The following is a 17,290-nucleotide window of genomic DNA, read 5'->3' as shown; positions in this document are numbered from 1 at the left end:
GATTGCAATGCACAACTAGCTCGCTAGTTTTTTACCTAAAATAATCTTTAGACAAAGAGATAAATCTGAGGTAATTTTTCTCTATAAAAACAAAAAATTGATATTTATTGTGAAGCTAATTATCCTCTGAAGGAATAATTATTTCTATTGCATATATCAACAAATATTCTTAAAATTCAAGAATTTTCATTGGAAGAAATTAAAGTTTTAATCAGCAATTAATCTACAGATAGACTCTCAATAATCTCTAGCTGTAGCATAAAAAATCATCAAAAATTTAGATATAACCTAGGCACATATAGGGTTAAATGTGCCAAGATTTAAACTAGGAATACTTCCTGATTAGCCTGTTGGTAAATATAAAAATAGAAAAGAGAGACATCTCCATCTGAAGATAGAGACTTAAAAAAAAATTGAATTATCTCCATCGTCAGATAGAGAGTTAAACAGTGGTATACTTGCTAACTTGAACATGAGGCATCGGCAAAACATGAAATGCGCCCGTAAACTTACCCCCGAATAAAAAAGGTGTTGAGCCTCAAAGTAAGTCAGAGATTTACGGGACATTAATCAGGTAGCACAAGAATGATTAATGGTGGGAGTAAGCAATTAGTAAAAAACTCTCAACGTTAACCAATACTGGGGGCAAACTAAGGTGTATTTACCGAAGAGAATGCTTTTAAAGTTTGCCAGACTGCTTTGGGTGTTTTGCCAGTTAATTAAGTTTAGGAACAATCAATCTTTGATAGCGTCTAGAAATAGGTTGCAGAAGAAATAAACCTAAACTTGTCCAACATGTTCTTAGTTTGACACCGGGCTTCATCTAAGTGCTGAGATTTTGATCTGTTAATCAGATCATTAGTATCTTGAAGAGTTTAATACTCACTACACTTGTCAAGGGTTTCGGATCTTAGGTGCATTTGATTGCTCAAGGGTTGAAGGTTTTTTTTAACACCATGTATACACGAAACTGTGATCTTCGGTCTCCAACAGTTACCAAAATTAGCTCGGAAATTAGCCTTAGCTGGCTTCGGATTAATCTTCTAGTTTTTATAGATAGCCTTGCTCTTTCTGTAGCTTGGGTTATTGCAGATAAATTAGGAACTCCAGTTGAGAAGTTTAATTTTTTATTGAAGCTCGATCAGCAGCTTGGTTTTCTGCTAACAATGTTGGTGATTAATTTAGGTATTCTAGCTGCCTCTGGATGTTATGGAAGTGACGATAAAAAGCGTAGCTACATAAACCTGAGTAAATCACTTACCCTTGGTCAGACCATCTTGTTGATTACAGCTTTCCTCTATCAGCCGGAAGTTGGGATATCTCGTTCTGTCTTTTTGCTAGCTTGGCTACTCACTATCATTTTCGTTAATGCTGAGCGCTTACTCATTCAGTTGGCTATTGTTAGCCTCCGTAGTAAAAACGTAGCTTTCCAGAAACGAGTTTTTCTACTGGGCAACCCGGAAGATACAGAGAAAGCAAAAAAATTACTGGGGCGCACTAAACAATTTAATATCCAGGGTGCGGCAGATTTATCTGTGCGAAGTAATCCTGAGCAATGGTCAGATACACTCGAAAAGATCCGCAACTGGAGAGTCAGTGAGATCTTTATTTGTTCCTGGCAATCTGTCAAAGATCCTATAATTTTCTTCTGGGAACTAAAATCTGCCGGAATTCAGTTAAGAGTTCTACCTATCAGTTTGGAGTTACCTCAACAGTGGTCTGACATTAAGATGATTGACGGGTTCACCACTATTCGCTTTAGTTCTCCTCCTATTATCGGTGGCGATTTTTGGCTAAAACGCGCTTTCGATCTTGTAGCTTCTTCTATAATTTTGTTGCTAATCAGTTTGCCGATGTCGCTGATTGCTATTTTGATCAAACTTGACTCACCTGGACCAATTTTCTACAAGCAAAATCGCGTTGGTTTGAAGAATTGCCACTTCCAGGTCTGGAAATTCCGCACGATGGTAATTAATGCGGACAAGTTACAAAAAGAACTAGAAGCACAAAATGAAGTCAAAGGGGGGGTACTTTTTAAGATTAAAGATGACCCGCGTATCACTAAAGTAGGTAAGTTTCTCCGTCGCTATAGCTTAGACGAGTTACCCCAGCTGTTCAATGTTCTGCGGGGAGAAATGAGTCTGGTTGGCCCTCGTCCACTACCAGTTAGAGACGTAGAAAAATTTGCTGAACATCACTTTCTGCGTCAGGAAGTGTTGCCGGGGATTACTGGTTTGTGGCAAGTTGGTGGTCGTTCTGATGTCAATTCTGATGAAGTTTTCTCCTTGGACATGACCTATATTCAGCACTGGTCTCTTGCTCTAGATTTCAAAATTTTGCTGAAGACAATCAAAGTAGTGCTGTTAAAAGAAGGTGCCTACTAGGATGACGGGAAGAGTAATCATCACCTGGTCAATTATCTGTTGCTCAAGTTTCAGAGCTAGGAGATCGGAAATTATAGGTTGCCTTTAATACAAGTGTATTAACTTGACAATGTCATTTTTCTTGAAAATTAACGGCATTGTCAAGTCAATCAACACAACCGTCAAACTTTCCTTCATTAAGGTGACAAACTATCCCGATTCAGCAGAGACGAATCTGAAAATAGAAGTAGAGGGTTTCTAGATTAAAGGTCAGAAAGCGATGAAAAGTATACTTAGTATGATCTTCAGGAGTTTTGTGCAGTTACCCAAGCAGGTGACCTGTCACGTTCATCATTAGATAGGAACTATTTCTCTACTAATTATTTTACTTGTACTCAACCTTTTTGATGAGCCTTTATGGAACCTATCGAATACTCAGAAGAAATAGATTTTCAGAAGTACTGGCTAGTACTGAAACGTCGCTGGTTCCCTGCTACAGGGGTTTTTGCCATTGCGGTAGCACTTTCAGCCTTTGCTGTGTCTCGGCAAGAGGCTGCCTATATGGCAGAAGGTAAACTCTTGTTCAAAGAAGATAGTACTTCTGCACTGGCAGGGTTGAAGAATGAAATTGGAGACCTTAAGGGTCTGAGTTCAAAAAGCAATCCTCTATCAACGGAAGCAGAAATTATTCGTTCTCGCCCCATTGCAGAAAAGACTGTAGAGGCACTAGGACTGACAAACGAAGAGGGCGAGCCCCTTAACCCAAAGAAGATCTCGGCAGATTTAGAGGTAAAAACTGTTACCGATACAGATGTAATGCAGATTTCCTATGAAGCCGATGATCCTGCAACAGCTGCATCCGTGGTTAATAAAATCATGGAAGTTTATATACAGAACGATATACAAACTAACCGGGCTAAAGCGGTGGCAGCTCGCGAATTTATTGCTGAGCAACTACCAAAAGTTGAAGCCAACGTTAGTCAGGCAGAAGAAGGCTTGCGTCGGTTTAAAGAACAAAATAAAGTCATAGCCCTGGATCAGGAAGCTAATGCCTCGGTGGGTATTATTTCAGATTTAGATAAGCAAATTGCTCAAGCTGAAGCTAAATTGGCAGATGCTAGTGCTAGGTCTACAGCACTCCGCAATCAAATCGGCTTGAATTCTGAGCAAGCTGTAGCCGTTAGTTCCTTGAGCCAGTCTGAGGCAGTGCAGCAGGTACTTGAAGAATTCCAGAAGGTACAAGGCGAGCTAGCAGTTGAGCGAACCCGCTACAAAGAAGGATACCCTACCATAGACACCTTAGAGCGCAAGGCTGCGGCACTAGAAGCCTTACTGCAAGAGCGAGTAGCACAGGTACTTGGTGGTCAACAAGCACCGGTGGACAACTTACAAATTGGACAGCTCAGAGAAAACCTGACCGCAGATTTGGTGAAGTCAGAAGTAGAGCGCTCTGGTTTGGCCGACCAGGTTACCGTTCTCCGAAATGCTCAGTCTGCTTACAAACAGCGGTCTAACGTTTTGCCAAGACTAGAGCAGAGTCAGCGGGAACTTGAACGGAAGTTAGAGGCAGCTCAGTCTACCTACGAAATTCTGTTGAATAGTCTTCAAGAAACACGAGTTGCAGAAAATCAAAATGTAGGTAATGCCCGAGTTATTTCAACTGCCTTAGTTCCTGAAAATCCTATTGCCTCGAAGAAAAAACTGATTCTGGCAGCAGGAGGTTTAGTCGGTATCTTGTTGGGTATAACTACTGCCTTCTTACTAGATATGATAGACACCTCTATTAAAACTGTCAAAGAATCAAGAGAACTATTTGGTTCTACCCTGCTAGGTGTGATTCCTTCCCATGGAAAATCTAGAAAAGCTAGACATTTTTTTGGGTACTCCGAACCGAGTGTGCCGCCAATTTTTGCTAGAGATTTGCCTCGCTCTCCCATCAGTGAAGCCTATCAAATGCTTCAAGCTAATCTGAAATTTCTCAGTTCAGATAAAGCAATTAAAGCGATTGTCGTCACAAGTTCTATTCATCACGAGGGCAAGTCGGAAGTCTCGGCCAATTTAGCAGCGGCCATGGCTCAAGTGGGACGGCGAGTACTACTAGTGGATGGAGATATGCGTCATCCTGATCAGCATCATATCTGGGATCTAACTAACGCAGTGGGTTTAAGTAATGTTCTGGTCGGTGAGGCAGAATTTAGCAGTGCTGTCAGGGAAGTCATGCCGGGGCTAGATGTACTGACCGCCGGGGTAATACCTCCTAATTCTGTGGCCCTTCTAGATTCCAAGCGGATGGCTTCATTGATAGAGACTTTCTCCGAAACCTACGATGCGGTCATTGTTGATACCCCTCCTTTGGTTGGTGTTGCTGATGCCCCGATTTTGGGCAAAATGGCCGACGGCGTTTTAATGGTGGTTCGACCGGGAGTCTTGGACTCTGCAAGCGCTAAGGCTGCTAAAGATTTGCTAATACGTTCCGGGCAAAATGTTTTAGGCATCGTGACCAACGGCGTCATTCTGGGTAACGAACCAGACAGCTATTTCTACCACAAACAGGAACAATATAACGCCCAAGATGCAGCCAGCCTGGGAGCAACAACATCGAACTCTAGCAGTGATCTTGAGCGCTCCTAAATCAGTGCTAACGAATAGTGATCATAATTTATGCTCAATCTACATAGTTATTTGAGAGTTCCTCAGTCAATCACGGCAACACTGCTGTTTTGTTCCGCACTTCCCTTTCCTGCTTTCGCTCAAATACCGAGTTTTGAAGAAATAGAGGTTTTACCTTCTACAGAGACGCAGGCTTTACCTTTTAATCAAACGGAAGCTACAACTTTTAATTCAACCGAAGCGATAAAACCTGTTTACATTCTCGGGCCTGGTGATCAAATCGAAATCACCGTGTTTGGCTACGAAGAATTTACGGGAGGTAAGGTAATTTTGCCTGATGGTACGATATCGCTACCAGTTGTTGGCAGCATCATGGCAGCAGACAAAACTCCCGACGGGCTGGCCCAAGAACTAACGGCACGCTTAGATGCTTATCTAGTAAATCCAGTTGTCTCTGTTAATTTAAATACTTTAAGGCCAGTTTTAATCAATGTTGCTGGAGAAGTACAGCGTCCAGGGCCAGTGCAGCTGCGTAGTCTGACTACTACTACTGTTAGCAATAGTGGTAGTACTGTGAGAGCTTCTCTAGAAGGAGCACCGACGGTCAGTTCAGCTCTGATGGAAGCGGGGGGAGTAAGTCAATATGCAGATATTCGTCAGATTGTTTTGAGGCGCTCTTTGCCTGGGGGTAGATCTACTACAACTACCATCAATCTTTGGGACGCTCTGCGGTCAGAACAGGCACCCCAAGACCTGATTTTGCAGGACGGAGACTCAATTTTTGTGCCTAAATTAACTGGAGATGAAACTCTAGACCGCAGATTAGTTGCCAGATCAAGCTTAGCACCGAGTACTGTCAAGGTGCGGGTAGTAGGAGAAGTAAAACGTCCCGGAGAAGTACAAGTTCCGCCAAACAGTTCTCTTTCCAGCGCAGTTGCGATCGCTGGTGGCCCAACCGATGATGCCAAACTGAGCGAAGTAGCATTTATTCGTTTGAATGAGGCAGGAACTGTGGAGAGTCAGCAGGTTGATCTGACCAGTTTGACCGATAACGAGCAAATTTTGGAAGGGGACGTGATTATTGTACCTAAGACAAAGACTGCTAAGACAGCAGATACTGTTGATCGGGTGGGTAGACCAATAAATACAATACTAAATATCTTGCGCTTTCTGATTCCATTTCCGCTATTCTAAGAGCTTTGAGTTGTTTTGTGTCTAGATTAAGTAGAGAACAAGGGAGACAAGAATCACCAATTATCTTGTAACTCTGCAATGTCGCTTTTGTTGATTAAATAAGCCGGAAATGCTGGATCAGTGTTTCCGGTTTATCAAGTTATGCTTCAAGCTTTTTGGTTGTTTGGAGCCGTAGCTAATTAGTTATTCCCAATTCTCTAAGCAGACGAAATGGTCGAAGGAAGGATTTTTTAGCTCTCTGTTGTAGCAAAAAAAATCTTTCACCACTTTGAAATATCTAAAGTGGTGAAAAGACTAAATTACAGTGATAGTTTTCTTAGTGATTACTAAAACAGAGTGCTAGACTTCTTGAGCGACTTTATTTTTAGATAAATAACCTAACTCTTCAAGTTTATTCAAGACTTTTGACACACTCTCTGATAATTCTTCAATGTCAGTGCGACATTCAACGGTGGGGTTGAGAGGTGGTTCGTAAGGGTCATCAATTCCAGTGAAACTTTTAATTTCTCCTGAACGTGCTCGTTTGTAAAGCCCTTTGACATCTCTATCTTCGCAGACTGCTAAGGGAGCATTAACATAGACTTCTACAAAGTCTCCAATTTTTTGCTTCAGCTCTTCCCTGATTTCACGATATGGTGATATAGCTGATACTAAAACAATCACTCCATTTCTGGTTAGAAGATGAGAAACAAAGCCAATGCGGCGGACGTTTTCATCTCTGTCTGCTTTACTAAAGCCTAACCCTTTAGTTAGGTTCTCGCGTACTACGTCGCCGTCCAAGATTTCTAAATTACTTCCTTGCGATTGCAAAGCTTCAGCAACTGCCCGAGTGATAGTGGTTTTTCCCGCACCACTCAAACCAGTAAACCAGACCGTTACACCAGACTTTTCCATGACAATTTTCTCCTAATAATTTGGGGTAGGGTTTTGCAAGAAGACCAATGTTGTCCTAATTCTGTTAGCGACTCGTGCTGAGCAATTAGGCATAATTTAATGTCGAAAATGCCGTTTTAGATAGATGACTTAGCAACGCTGTTACGGATTGAGCAGCACTATCATCTTACTCAGCATATTTATGTCCACTCAACTTAAATCTTCTTCTAGCTGCTAGATTAAAGTTGCAACTTCACAGATTATTTTGCTAAGGTTATTAGCTTTCATCCTGAATATTCTAATTTTGGGTAGAGGCTGATCGTGAGCCTAGCAGACAAGTTAGCAAGAGTCTAACACTAAATTTCACAAACGACTACCTGCAAAGCACGCCAGGTTTTTTCAGGTGTTTTTATCATAAATTGAACAGTTATGTAATTCAGAGAACCCCTAAACAAAATCAGGCATTGAATAACTATTTTTACCCAAAAAGCGTTTTTTGTAAGCTGTGAATTAGCTCCATATCTGAAAATATATCATTCCCTTAGGTCATGTATGCTGAAATAAATAGTCTAACAACAAAATTTCAACTGTAATCAGTTATATTTCCTTTCATGGAATAGATAAACAACACGTAAAACTCTGAGCAAATAAAAAAAGACTTAATGAAGATATTACATGATGGTGGCTTTATTGGGTGATATTGGCTATGATGTTGCAAGGCGAATCCGACTAAGCTACGATACTTGATAGAACTAGTTGAGTTATGTCTACTAATTGACTAAGCAACTCACCTCTGTCCTATAAAGTCGGTGGTACTTACCGTTTGTATAGCTCTCAGTAAGACCAATATCACCAGTTATCTGAATTTCTGGCTAAACCTCAAGTCCATTGAAATGAACTTAACTTCCTGAGTGTCAATCCTGTAGTACTTTTTTAGAGACCTTTATCTATCAACGAGTAATTAATTTCCTCGCGGACGATTAGGTAGGTGCAAGCTCTCAGATAAAACTATCCGGGTTGAATAGATAATCTTGGAAAAATGTTAGTAGCTCAACTTAAAGATCATACCCTTATTACTGGAGTGGTTTAAATCACTTCTCAATCAATAGTACTTTTAATTTCCGCCAGTTCATAGCGTTTTTGTTGCGGTTGCATGTAACGGCGGAATTAGTGTGGTGGAATTTGTTTGTATAACTCAGTGAACAGACTTACCTACCAAATACAGCCAATTCCTTCAATTAAGGAAACAACGAAAGGTGAAGCCTGCCTACGCAGGCTTTATTTGTGTGTTTACTGCTGCTGTCGAAACTCACCTTCTGTGTGGGATTTATCGGGAGTGTATCTTTTTTTAGAAATAATGCATCAATGAAGTCTAGGGAAATCAATTCTACCTCATGAGTATTTTTTTAACCCTAAGCGTTGTCGTCCTGACGTTGATCTGTTTCATTACCGAATGGTTACCTGTTGATATCACGGCGATTGCGGTGATGGTTGTGCTAATGTCGCTGGGATTAGTCAGCCCAGAAGAAGGGATCTCCGGTTTTGGCAACTCGGCCACTATTACGGTGATGGCCATGTTTATCCTCAGTGCTGGGATTGCCCGCACAGGTGCAATGCAGATGGTTAATGATCTGCTGCTGAAATGGGGAGGAAAGCATTCTACTCAGCAGATCTTGGCTATGGGGATAATTGCTGGACCAATCACTGCTTTTATCAACAATACTGCTGTCGTCGCAGTTTTTTTACCAGTGGTGGAAGATTGGTGCAGGAGACAAGAGATTTCACCATCTAAGCTACTAATGCCGTTATCTTTTGTGACAATTTTGGGGGGAATGCTGACAACAATTGGCACTTCCACAAATGTCTTAGCCAGTGGCTTGTCTGAAAAGCTGGGATATCAAGCTTTTGGCTTGTTTGAGTTCACAAAGTTGGGGGTAATCACTTTTAGCGTAGGGTTGATATATCTAGCTTTTGTAGCACCCCGGCTATTACCTGATCGTAAAGCGCCAAGCACTAAAGTAGTTGCCCAAGACTACGAGCTCAAAGACTATGTTAGTGAAATTGTAATTACACCGGGTTCTAGTTTAGTAGGGCAAACCCTGCGTAAGAGTCAACTCCAGCGGAAGTTTGACCTAGACGTACTGGAACTGATTCGCAATGGTGGTCATTTTCCTCAACCTTTGGCAGATAAAGTATTGTTGGCAGGTGATATTTTAATCGTGCGCTCTCGTCAAGAATGTCTCTTGAAAATTAAAGATGAAAGAGGAATAGAGATCCTACCTGATGTTCAGTTTGGGCAGAAATCTCTAGAGGAAGATCTTAGTTCTGGAGAAGAGAGCATTGCTGAAGTTTTGATCCTTGCTAGCTCAAATTTGATTGGTTCGACTTTAAGAGACATGCGCTTTCGGCAACGCTACAACGCTACAGTGTTGGCAATTCGGCGTGGAGAAGAAATGGTAAGGGAGCGACTGGGTGGAGTTCCTTTGCGGCTTGGCGATGTCTTATTACTACAAGGCCCGAATCAAAGCTTTGTGGGACTGCAAACGAGTAGAAGAGATCTGTTATTAATTGGAGAGCGAGATTGGGAAACCTTAAGACGAGACAAAGCATTTATTGCTATTGGTATTGGCTTAGGAGTAGTTTTAGCAGCTGCTTTTAACTTACTACCAATTTTGGTAAGTGCCTTGGTGGGGGTAGTGTTGATGGTGCTGACTGGCTGTTTAAAACCCGGTGAAGTATACGAAGCAGTACGCTGGGATATTATCTTTCTGTTAGCTGGATTGATTCCCCTAGGAGTAGCCATGGATAAGTCGGGAGCAACTCAGTGGTTAGCGAGTAATTTAGTCGCATTAGGGGGGAATTTTTCGGGCTATTGGCTCTTAACTTTCTTCTACATTATTACTGCTTTAGTCACAGAAATTCTTTCTAATAATGCTTCGGTAGTGTTGCTGCTACCTGTGGCAGCAGAGGTTGCCAAGAGTCTCAGTCTTAATCCTCTAGCTTTTATGTTTGCGGTTACTTTTGCAGCTTCTAGTAGCTTTATGACGCCAATTGGTTATCAAACTAACACCATGGTTTATGGACCAGGTGGTTACAAGTTTCTAGACTTTGCCAGGGTTGGAGCTCCCTTGAGTTTGATCATGACGCTGATTATTCCTCCACTAATTATTTTTCTCTTTGGCTTGTAAGCAAGTCGGCAAAACTAAGTCCAACAACTATAGCTGGTTTTGGCAGTAACAAACCACCGGAGAGTAAGCCTACTGCCTTTACCTGTCTCTATAAATCAATCAATATTTCTTATAGCTGAATTACACTGTTTTGTTACTTAGATAACAAAGCAGTTCTAGTAATTGTGAAATGCTATTGTAGGTATGTTAAACCAATCCTGAACAGGTATTTTTATAAGCATTACTCCTGAAATGGGCGGATCTACAGATAAAACCTGCCAGAAGTAGATGATTGTTTTCTTGAATGACCAGCGAATTTAGATACTAAGGGCTTTACGATTGGTAAGCAATGGATGTACTAGAGATTGGTTAAAAGAAGCCTAGAGAAGCTTTATTTATCTGCCTCTGTAGACGACTCTAGGTAAAAAATGTGCTAAAAGCTAGGTTTTAGAACCACTAAACAGATAGACAAATACTATATTCTGATCAACAGATTATTCTTGGCTAATTCCCAACAATCAGGATAAAAACGTTTTGTTGTGAAAGCCAGAGAAAATCTAACTTTTGGAGTAGACACTTCAGAATCGACTAGGTTAGATTGACAGAAGTTATAAGAAATTGGCTCACGCATCAAAGGGTCTGGGTTGCATCTCGTTTCGGCGAATATACTTTGTGAAAGAAGGGCGAAATGAGTTGTACGAAATTTTCTACCTGCTATTGCAACGAAAATAAGTTGAGAAAGCGGCTGGCTTTCCGGTTTGATTATTACTTAAATTTTTTCTAACTTAGGCAGCGAGTAACGCCTATTTTAGAGCTTTTCAGATTTAGCAGTATAGGTTTAAAAGTAATTTTCTACTAAAATGTCCTGTTGTCTCATGCTACATCTGTAAAAAATGTTTGTATAGCATCGGCTTTGCTTAGTAAGCTTCAGTAGCATATTACCTAAATTTGTATTGCTCATAAATTTAAAGTATTTTCCTCCAATCAAGTAGCAGGTTATCAGCCAGATGGTCAAATATCTTTCTAAAGTATTATTCGTACTTGGTGAAAGGAAAAAACTGCTTCCTTTCATACTAGCTCTCTTTATGTTTTCCTCTGTAATGGAAGCTGTAGGTGTTGGCATGATCGGCCCCTATATAGCGATAGCTTCAAAACCGGAGATTATACAGCAACATAGTTTATTAGTCTGGGTTTATAAACAGTTAAATCCGGCAACTGATCAACAGTTTCTTTTGTTACTGGGAATAGCAATTGTATTAGTATTTATCTTTAAATCATTATTGGCATTTTCAGTAAAGTCATATATTTTTAAATTTACTTTTAACCAAAAAAGAATATTAGTTAATAGGTTGATGAAGTCATATTTATCAGCTCCTTATACTCTTTATCTAAAACAGAATACTGCCAATATCATTAAAAATATTACTGGAGAAACTAATAGATTTACTGGTGGTTGTCTTCAGCCTCTGCTAACTTTTACAGCTAATTTAGTTGTCGTAGTTGTTCTTTTGTTACTGCTAGCTAAGACTAGCCCATTACTTCTGGTAATGGTATTAGGAATTCTACTCCCTACATTTCTACTATTCCAACGACTTGGCAAAAAGTTCAGAAAATGGGGCAAAATAACCTCTGAAACTAGTAGAGAGATGATTCGCGTAATCAACCACGGTTTGGGAGGATTGAAAGAGACGCGGGTTATTGGTTGTGAATCCTACTTCGAGAACCAGATGGATATAGAATCCGAGAAGTTTGCTAGGGTAGCAACCAAATACGCAAGTTCTCAAGTAATTCCTAATATTCTAATTCAGACCTGCTTAATTGCTTTTTTGATTCTTTTTGTCTCCCTCTCTCAAATCCTATTTCAGCAGAGTATGGACGATTTGACTGCTGTTATGAGTGTTTTTGCAGTTGCTTCACTGCGCTTAATCCCAACATCTAGTCAGTTAATCAACGCTATGAATAGTATGCGAAATTCTGGCTATGCTCTTGACACACTTTACCTTGAGCTGAAGGAGATAGGGAAACAAGGACTAGACAAGCATTTAGACGATGAGTCCAGTTCTAAGAAAGGTAATTTGATTGCTTCTAAAAACACTGAAAGTCAAGTTATGACTTTCAAAAGTCAGGTTGACCTGATTAATGTTGCTTATAGTTATCCTGGGACTTCAGAGCCGGCAATTAAGGATATCTCTTTGAGTATTAAAAAGGGTCAATCTATTGCTTTAATCGGTAAATCCGGAGCTGGCAAAACAACTTTAGTAGATGTTATTTTGGGGTTATTGGAAATTGGGAGCGGAGACATCCGGGTTGATGATGTATCGGTATATGACAATATCCGTTCCTGGCAGAACTTAATTGGCTATATACCTCAGTCAATTTTTCTAATTGACGACACAGTTGAGAGAAATATTGCTTTCGGTGTTCCGGATAATCAGATTGATTCAGGAAGATTAAATAGGGCAATCAAAGCGGCTCAACTTGAGGAGTTAGTAGCAGAATTACCTGATGGAGTTAAAACTAGTGTTGGTGAACGGGGGGTACGCTTGTCTGGTGGACAACGCCAGCGGATAGGAATTGCTCGTGCGCTCTATCACGAGAGAGAGATTTTAGTGCTGGATGAGGCGACTTCTGCACTAGATAATGAAACCGAGCATTTAATTAGTGAGTCAATTAACTCTCTGGCTGGTACGAAAACTTTGATTATTATTGCTCACCGTCTTTCAACTGTTGAAAATTGCGATCGTATTTACATGTTAGAAAAAGGCGGTGTTGTTAAGTCTGGTACTTTTCAAGAGGTTGTTTTAGAGGGATCAAAAAGTAACAACAATATTGTCTAGTTTAGAAAGGTATTTACAGATAGTTTATTCTGTTGAAAATTAATCAATGCGAAACACTATTGTTTTAGGTTCAATAAGAAGTGGCACAAGTATGCTGACGGCAACATTTCGTAATACTGGAGCATATTTCGGAGATGAGATTATGCCTCCAACTGTTGCCAATCCTTATGGTTATTATGAATGTTACAAAATCAACAAATTGAATGATCGTATAATTGGGAGTATCCTTCATCGATACAGTCGATTTCCTATAAGTATTCTGCGCCGTTTCCAGCCACGGATACATCGTGATAAAAGATGTTCTATGTTGGCTGCACCTCGATACATACGCCCACTGAATTTGCCTGATGAAATTATCAGTGAAGTGCGTCATTTTATGTCGACAAATCCTTTCTGCTTAAAGGATCCACGATTCAGTCTCACTCTACCATTTTGGGAGCCAGTTATTCCTGATGGCACCCGTTTCCTTGTTGTATTTCGTGACCCGCGCAGAACAGTAGATAGTATGTTAAGGAATGCCAAAGAAATATATAATCCCCCCTTACCTTTGGATGAAAAATGGGGATTCACAGTATGGTATCGAAACTATCGACGCTTGTTATACAAATTATCAAATGAAGAAGACTGGCTGTTCATTCAAGATGAGCAAATTTTTAGCGGCGAAGCTTTTCCAGCCATAGAAAATTTTATTGAAACCAGCATAGATACTAGTCAAATCAAACCTGGAATTCGTCGTTCACGTCCTGAAACAATCGCGTCTTCTAATCAGTATTATTGTAAATCTCAAGTTTTATTCAACGAGCTAAAGCAGAGGGCTAAACGTGATGTCGAGAAGTGGCTGAAATGATGGATATTTCGATACAGTTTTCTCAATCCTGCACTTCTTTCTGAACAGATTATCGCAGCTTACGAACAGCGGCGAGAACTCGGCGAAGTTAATCGAGCGCGACAACATGCAAACTTGGGTGGTAGTGCATCATCGGATATTCAAAGTTTGTTATCTAGATGAACATTTGAGGTCTCCGTTCCAACCCATTTAATCATGCTCACAGCGTATGGGAGTCTAACACCAATGAAAAACAACAGCTCAACTGTACTAGACCGACCAAAACTTTTAACAGTAAGAGAAAAAGCTATTGCTTACTGGCTAAGCTTATGGGATGAAACAACAGGTGGCTTCCGCTTTGCATTGCATCAACCAGCGACGCTGATGGCAACAGCCTATTCTGTCCTAGGACTAGAATTTACTAGTAGTCTTTCTTTGCTAAGTAATGTCCAGAGAGATGCTACTATCTCTTTCTTGATAGCTGGCGCGCAGCCAGATGGCTCTTTCTGCGACCCACTTTTTCGTGCAGAAGACATTCTGAGCAAGCAGCATGGTCTGAACTACTTTCAGCAAGAAACCACTACAATGTGCCAACAGGCTCTTGATGCTCTATCTGCACCGCCTCCACCACCACGCGACTGGCCTGCAGATTGGCGCACAGCTGATGGTCTAATTCGCTACTTTGAATCATTTTCCTGGCAAAATCCCTGGTTGGATTCTAATCCGGTAATGTTCACTCTTAGTCAGTTATGCCATGACGCCGAAAGACATCAGCAGCCAGAACTTCTAGAGTTGGTCGATGTTGGCCTCGACTGGTTAGATGCACACCAAAGCTCAGAAACAGGTTTATGGCAAGGACTCCATAAAGTCTCACTTACCAACGCCATGGCGGCTACCTTTCACTTTACCTTCTTTTACTACTATCGTCGTCGACCGATACAGTATGTAGAGCAAATCATCGATTCTTGTCTAAAGTTGCAACAACCACACGGTCTATTTAGTGGTAGCTTAGTTGGACAAACCTGCTTAGACTACGACGCTCTGGATTTGCTGGCAAAGGCTTCTTTAGCAACGGATTATCGTTCTAGTGATGTTCAAGAAGCGATGATGCATGCATATGATGCATTGTTAGGACTACACAACCCTGCCGATGGTGGCTTTGCCGACTGCAAAGAGCGCCTGAGTGATCCGAGTAGAGGACGCAAGGCAAAGCTGTTGAGAAAGTTGGGGTTGTCTAGATTTATACCATCACCTGCCCGTATCCCGGCCAGAGGAACATACCACGTTTGCTGGCGTTTGCTCTCTTGTGACACTGCACAAAGTAATGCTTTTTCGACCTGGTTTCGACTCTTAGGGTTGCGTTTAGCTACACAAAAGCAATTACCAGATATTGAATCAACTGATGCATTTACTTTTCGGCGTTTACCTTTCCTCGGATACCACACTCTTTAGTAATAAAAATTGTTATAAAGCGTAGTTGACTCAAGCTGATTTTAGATAACACAAGTAAGTATCTTTGACTTATTGGAGAGAATACACCATGGGTTTACGACAGCAGATCAATCCTTATGTTCGTCAATTATTGAATAATAAAGTAGAGCAAAAAATCTTCTTCCTTCATATTTCTAAATGTGGAGGCACTTCAATAAGTGAAGCAATAAAAGATAGTTTTGGCCTTACGAAGTGCCAGCAGGCAACCAACTTTTTTATTCTCAATACTAGTGCTGCACGAAAATGTTCGTACCTCTTGGGTGACGATCTCCACGATTATGGAAGAAAGCTTCTAGCTTACTCTATGTCAAATTCTCAATGTAGATATATTCACGGTCATTTCACTTATAGCAAAAAAATTTCTCAAGAATTTAGTCAGGACTGGAACTTTATTACAATTTTACGACATCCAGTTTCTCAATGGTTATCACAGTATTTTTACGATACCAGAGAAAATTCTGAAGTTCGCATTGAGTCTGATTTGAAATCCTTTTTAGAGTCGGAAAGAGCCATTATTCAAGGCAATAACTATGTTTGGAAATTAACAGATTTTCAACCAAATGAAGCATCATCTGACGAAGCTATAGAACAGGCGAAAGAAAACTTGGAAAAATTTTCTTTAGTAGGAATTTTGGAGAACCTAGATAGTTTTGTCAAAGACTATCATACAACATTTGGTGCAAAGCTAGTAATCAAGCATCGCAATCAGAGTCCTGTGTCTAAATCCAAACGACAAGAACAAATCACAGACAAGATTCACAAGAAAATAGAAGAACTTTGCCAACCTAATATGAGAGTTTATAAAGCTGCGCTAGAAAGAATCCAAAGAATATGAATAAAACTGGGTAGTTTTGTACAGTATACGAGAGAGTGAGTCAGGTAATTGTATGCCCAAAATTAGTGTATTAATGAGTGTTTATAATGCTGGAGAATACCTAGCAAAGGCAGTCGGAAGCATTCTTACACAGACCTTTAAAGATTTTGAGTTTATCATTATCGATGATGGTTCAACAGACAAATCTTTGGCAATACTAGAACGCTACGCCAAGCAAGATAGCCGAATTAGATTAATTAGCCAGCAAAATATTGGACTCACCAAAACCTTGAATAAAGCCTTAGCTTTGGCTCAAGGTGAATTTATCGCTCGGATGGATGCAGACGATATTTCAATGCCAGAACGGTTTAATCGACAAGTTCAGTATCTTGAGAATAACCCAAACTGTGTAGCTTTAGGGTGTGATGTGTTGCAGATCGATATGGACGGAGCGCCTATCTGTAAGATGGGTGTCTTGCTTTCCCATGATGAGCTTGAAGCTGAACTTTTGAAAGGAAGAGGAGGAGTTATTCGCCATCCTGCGGTCATGATCAGGCGAGAGGCTTTGGTTGCGATCAATGGCTATCGAGATCAGTTTAAGACTGCTCAAGATTTAGACCTTTATCTGCGACTAGCTGAGCGAGGTCAACTGGCAAACCTGCCTGATGTTTTGCTGGAATACCGACTACATCTTGAAAGTGTCAATTTTGCTAAGTACGAGCGACAAACTCAGGACGTGATTGCTATGTTAGAAGATGCCTACGCTAAGCGTAACCTGAAAATGCCAGAGGGGGTTCTACAGCGCCGCTTCAAAAAACAAGTATCGACCGATCATCATCGCTTCTGGGCTCAGATGGCACTCAAAGAAAGGAATATCTCGACTGCTCGAAAACATGCTTTTCTCTCTCTACACAAGGATCCATTTTCGCTTGAATCGTGGCAAATGATGCTTCGTACTATTAAACGTTCAATTAAAAATTTTCAACTCAACTAGAACAAATAATACTTCACACAGACAAAGTTTTTTAATGTATAAGTATCTCGGATTTGTTGCAAATACAATATGGCAAAAAAAAACCGGATACTTGCTACTCAGTCATTAGGTATTACTATAT

At 40.5% G+C, this 17,290-nt stretch carries 11 protein-coding genes; 10 read left to right on the top strand and 1 reads right to left on the bottom strand.

The window, feature by feature from the left end; translation table 11 throughout:
• Positions 1 to 956: 956 nt before the first annotated feature.
• From ACT7WV_RS05970 to ACT7WV_RS05955, 4 genes are all read left to right on the top strand, one after another.
• On the top strand, positions 957 to 2,384 hold the full coding sequence (locus tag ACT7WV_RS05970) for a sugar transferase (RefSeq protein WP_445102024.1): 1,428 nt from the start codon (positions 957 to 959) through the stop codon (positions 2,382 to 2,384).
• 109 nt (positions 2,385 to 2,493) lie between these two features.
• Positions 2,494 to 2,625, top strand: coding sequence for a hypothetical protein (locus ACT7WV_RS05965; protein WP_445102023.1), 132 nt, complete (start codon positions 2,494 to 2,496; stop codon positions 2,623 to 2,625).
• 155 nt (positions 2,626 to 2,780) lie between these two features.
• Complete coding sequence (locus ACT7WV_RS05960; RefSeq protein ID WP_445102022.1) at positions 2,781 to 4,994, top strand: GumC family protein; 2,214 nt, start codon at positions 2,781 to 2,783, stop codon at positions 4,992 to 4,994.
• Between the two features lie 30 nt (positions 4,995 to 5,024).
• The gene (locus ACT7WV_RS05955) at positions 5,025 to 6,167 is read left to right on the top strand and encodes a polysaccharide biosynthesis/export family protein (RefSeq protein WP_445102021.1); all 1,143 of its coding nucleotides are present in this window, start codon (positions 5,025 to 5,027) and stop codon (positions 6,165 to 6,167) included.
• A 339-nt stretch (positions 6,168 to 6,506) separates the two neighbouring features.
• Here the strand turns inward: ACT7WV_RS05955 and cysC are convergent, their stop codons facing one another.
• A complete protein-coding gene (cysC, locus tag ACT7WV_RS05950) occupies positions 6,507 to 7,061 on the bottom strand; it encodes an adenylyl-sulfate kinase (RefSeq protein WP_445102020.1) in 555 nt (184 codons plus the stop codon).
• 1,373 nt (positions 7,062 to 8,434) lie between these two features.
• Between cysC and ACT7WV_RS05945 the strand changes: the two genes are divergently transcribed.
• The 6 genes from ACT7WV_RS05945 (at position 8,435) to ACT7WV_RS05920 (ending at position 17,169) form a co-directional block, all read left to right on the top strand.
• Positions 8,435 to 10,228 (top strand): SLC13 family permease, encoded by a 1,794-nt coding sequence (locus ACT7WV_RS05945; protein ID WP_445102019.1) that lies wholly within the window; start codon positions 8,435 to 8,437, stop codon positions 10,226 to 10,228.
• A 986-nt stretch (positions 10,229 to 11,214) separates the two neighbouring features.
• A complete protein-coding gene (locus ACT7WV_RS05940) occupies positions 11,215 to 13,044 on the top strand; it encodes an ABC transporter ATP-binding protein (protein WP_445102018.1) in 1,830 nt (609 codons plus the stop codon).
• Between the two features lie 46 nt (positions 13,045 to 13,090).
• Entirely contained in the window at positions 13,091 to 13,891 is an 801-nt protein-coding gene (locus ACT7WV_RS05935; protein WP_445102017.1) for a hypothetical protein, read from the top strand.
• 225 nt (positions 13,892 to 14,116) lie between these two features.
• On the top strand, positions 14,117 to 15,322 hold the full coding sequence (locus ACT7WV_RS05930; RefSeq protein WP_445102016.1) for a prenyltransferase/squalene oxidase repeat-containing protein: 1,206 nt from the start codon (positions 14,117 to 14,119) through the stop codon (positions 15,320 to 15,322).
• Between the two features lie 88 nt (positions 15,323 to 15,410).
• A complete protein-coding gene (locus ACT7WV_RS05925; RefSeq protein WP_445102015.1) occupies positions 15,411 to 16,196 on the top strand; it encodes a hypothetical protein in 786 nt (261 codons plus the stop codon).
• A gap of 52 nt (positions 16,197 to 16,248) precedes the next feature.
• Positions 16,249 to 17,169, top strand: coding sequence for a glycosyltransferase family 2 protein (locus ACT7WV_RS05920; RefSeq protein WP_445102014.1), 921 nt, complete (start codon positions 16,249 to 16,251; stop codon positions 17,167 to 17,169).
• Positions 17,170 to 17,290 lie beyond the last annotated feature (121 nt).

The organism is Symploca atlantica LB2515 (assembly GCF_052546295.1).
Note: the sequence above shows the minus strand (reverse complement) of the source record. Positions and strands in the feature narration are given on the sequence as shown.

Bases quoted from the DNA above. Each gene is read 5' to 3' on its own strand.
- ACT7WV_RS05925 (WP_445102015.1), top strand. From the start codon at position 15,411: ATGGGTTTACGACAGCAGATCAATCCTTATGTTCGTCAATTATTGAAT.
- ACT7WV_RS05930 (WP_445102016.1), top strand. From the start codon at position 14,117: ATGAAAAACAACAGCTCAACTGTACTAGACCGACCAAAACTTTTAACA.
- ACT7WV_RS05945 (WP_445102019.1), top strand. From the start codon at position 8,435: ATGAGTATTTTTTTAACCCTAAGCGTTGTCGTCCTGACGTTGATCTGT.
- ACT7WV_RS05935 (WP_445102017.1), top strand. From the start codon at position 13,091: ATGCGAAACACTATTGTTTTAGGTTCAATAAGAAGTGGCACAAGTATG.
- ACT7WV_RS05970 (WP_445102024.1), top strand. From the start codon at position 957: ATGTATACACGAAACTGTGATCTTCGGTCTCCAACAGTTACCAAAATT.
- ACT7WV_RS05965 (WP_445102023.1), top strand. From the start codon at position 2,494: ATGTCATTTTTCTTGAAAATTAACGGCATTGTCAAGTCAATCAACACA.
- ACT7WV_RS05920 (WP_445102014.1), top strand. From the start codon at position 16,249: ATGCCCAAAATTAGTGTATTAATGAGTGTTTATAATGCTGGAGAATAC.
- ACT7WV_RS05955 (WP_445102021.1), top strand. From the start codon at position 5,025: ATGCTCAATCTACATAGTTATTTGAGAGTTCCTCAGTCAATCACGGCA.
- ACT7WV_RS05960 (WP_445102022.1), top strand. From the start codon at position 2,781: ATGGAACCTATCGAATACTCAGAAGAAATAGATTTTCAGAAGTACTGG.
- cysC (WP_445102020.1), bottom strand. From the start codon at position 7,061: ATGGAAAAGTCTGGTGTAACGGTCTGGTTTACTGGTTTGAGTGGTGCG.
- ACT7WV_RS05940 (WP_445102018.1), top strand. From the start codon at position 11,215: ATGGTCAAATATCTTTCTAAAGTATTATTCGTACTTGGTGAAAGGAAA.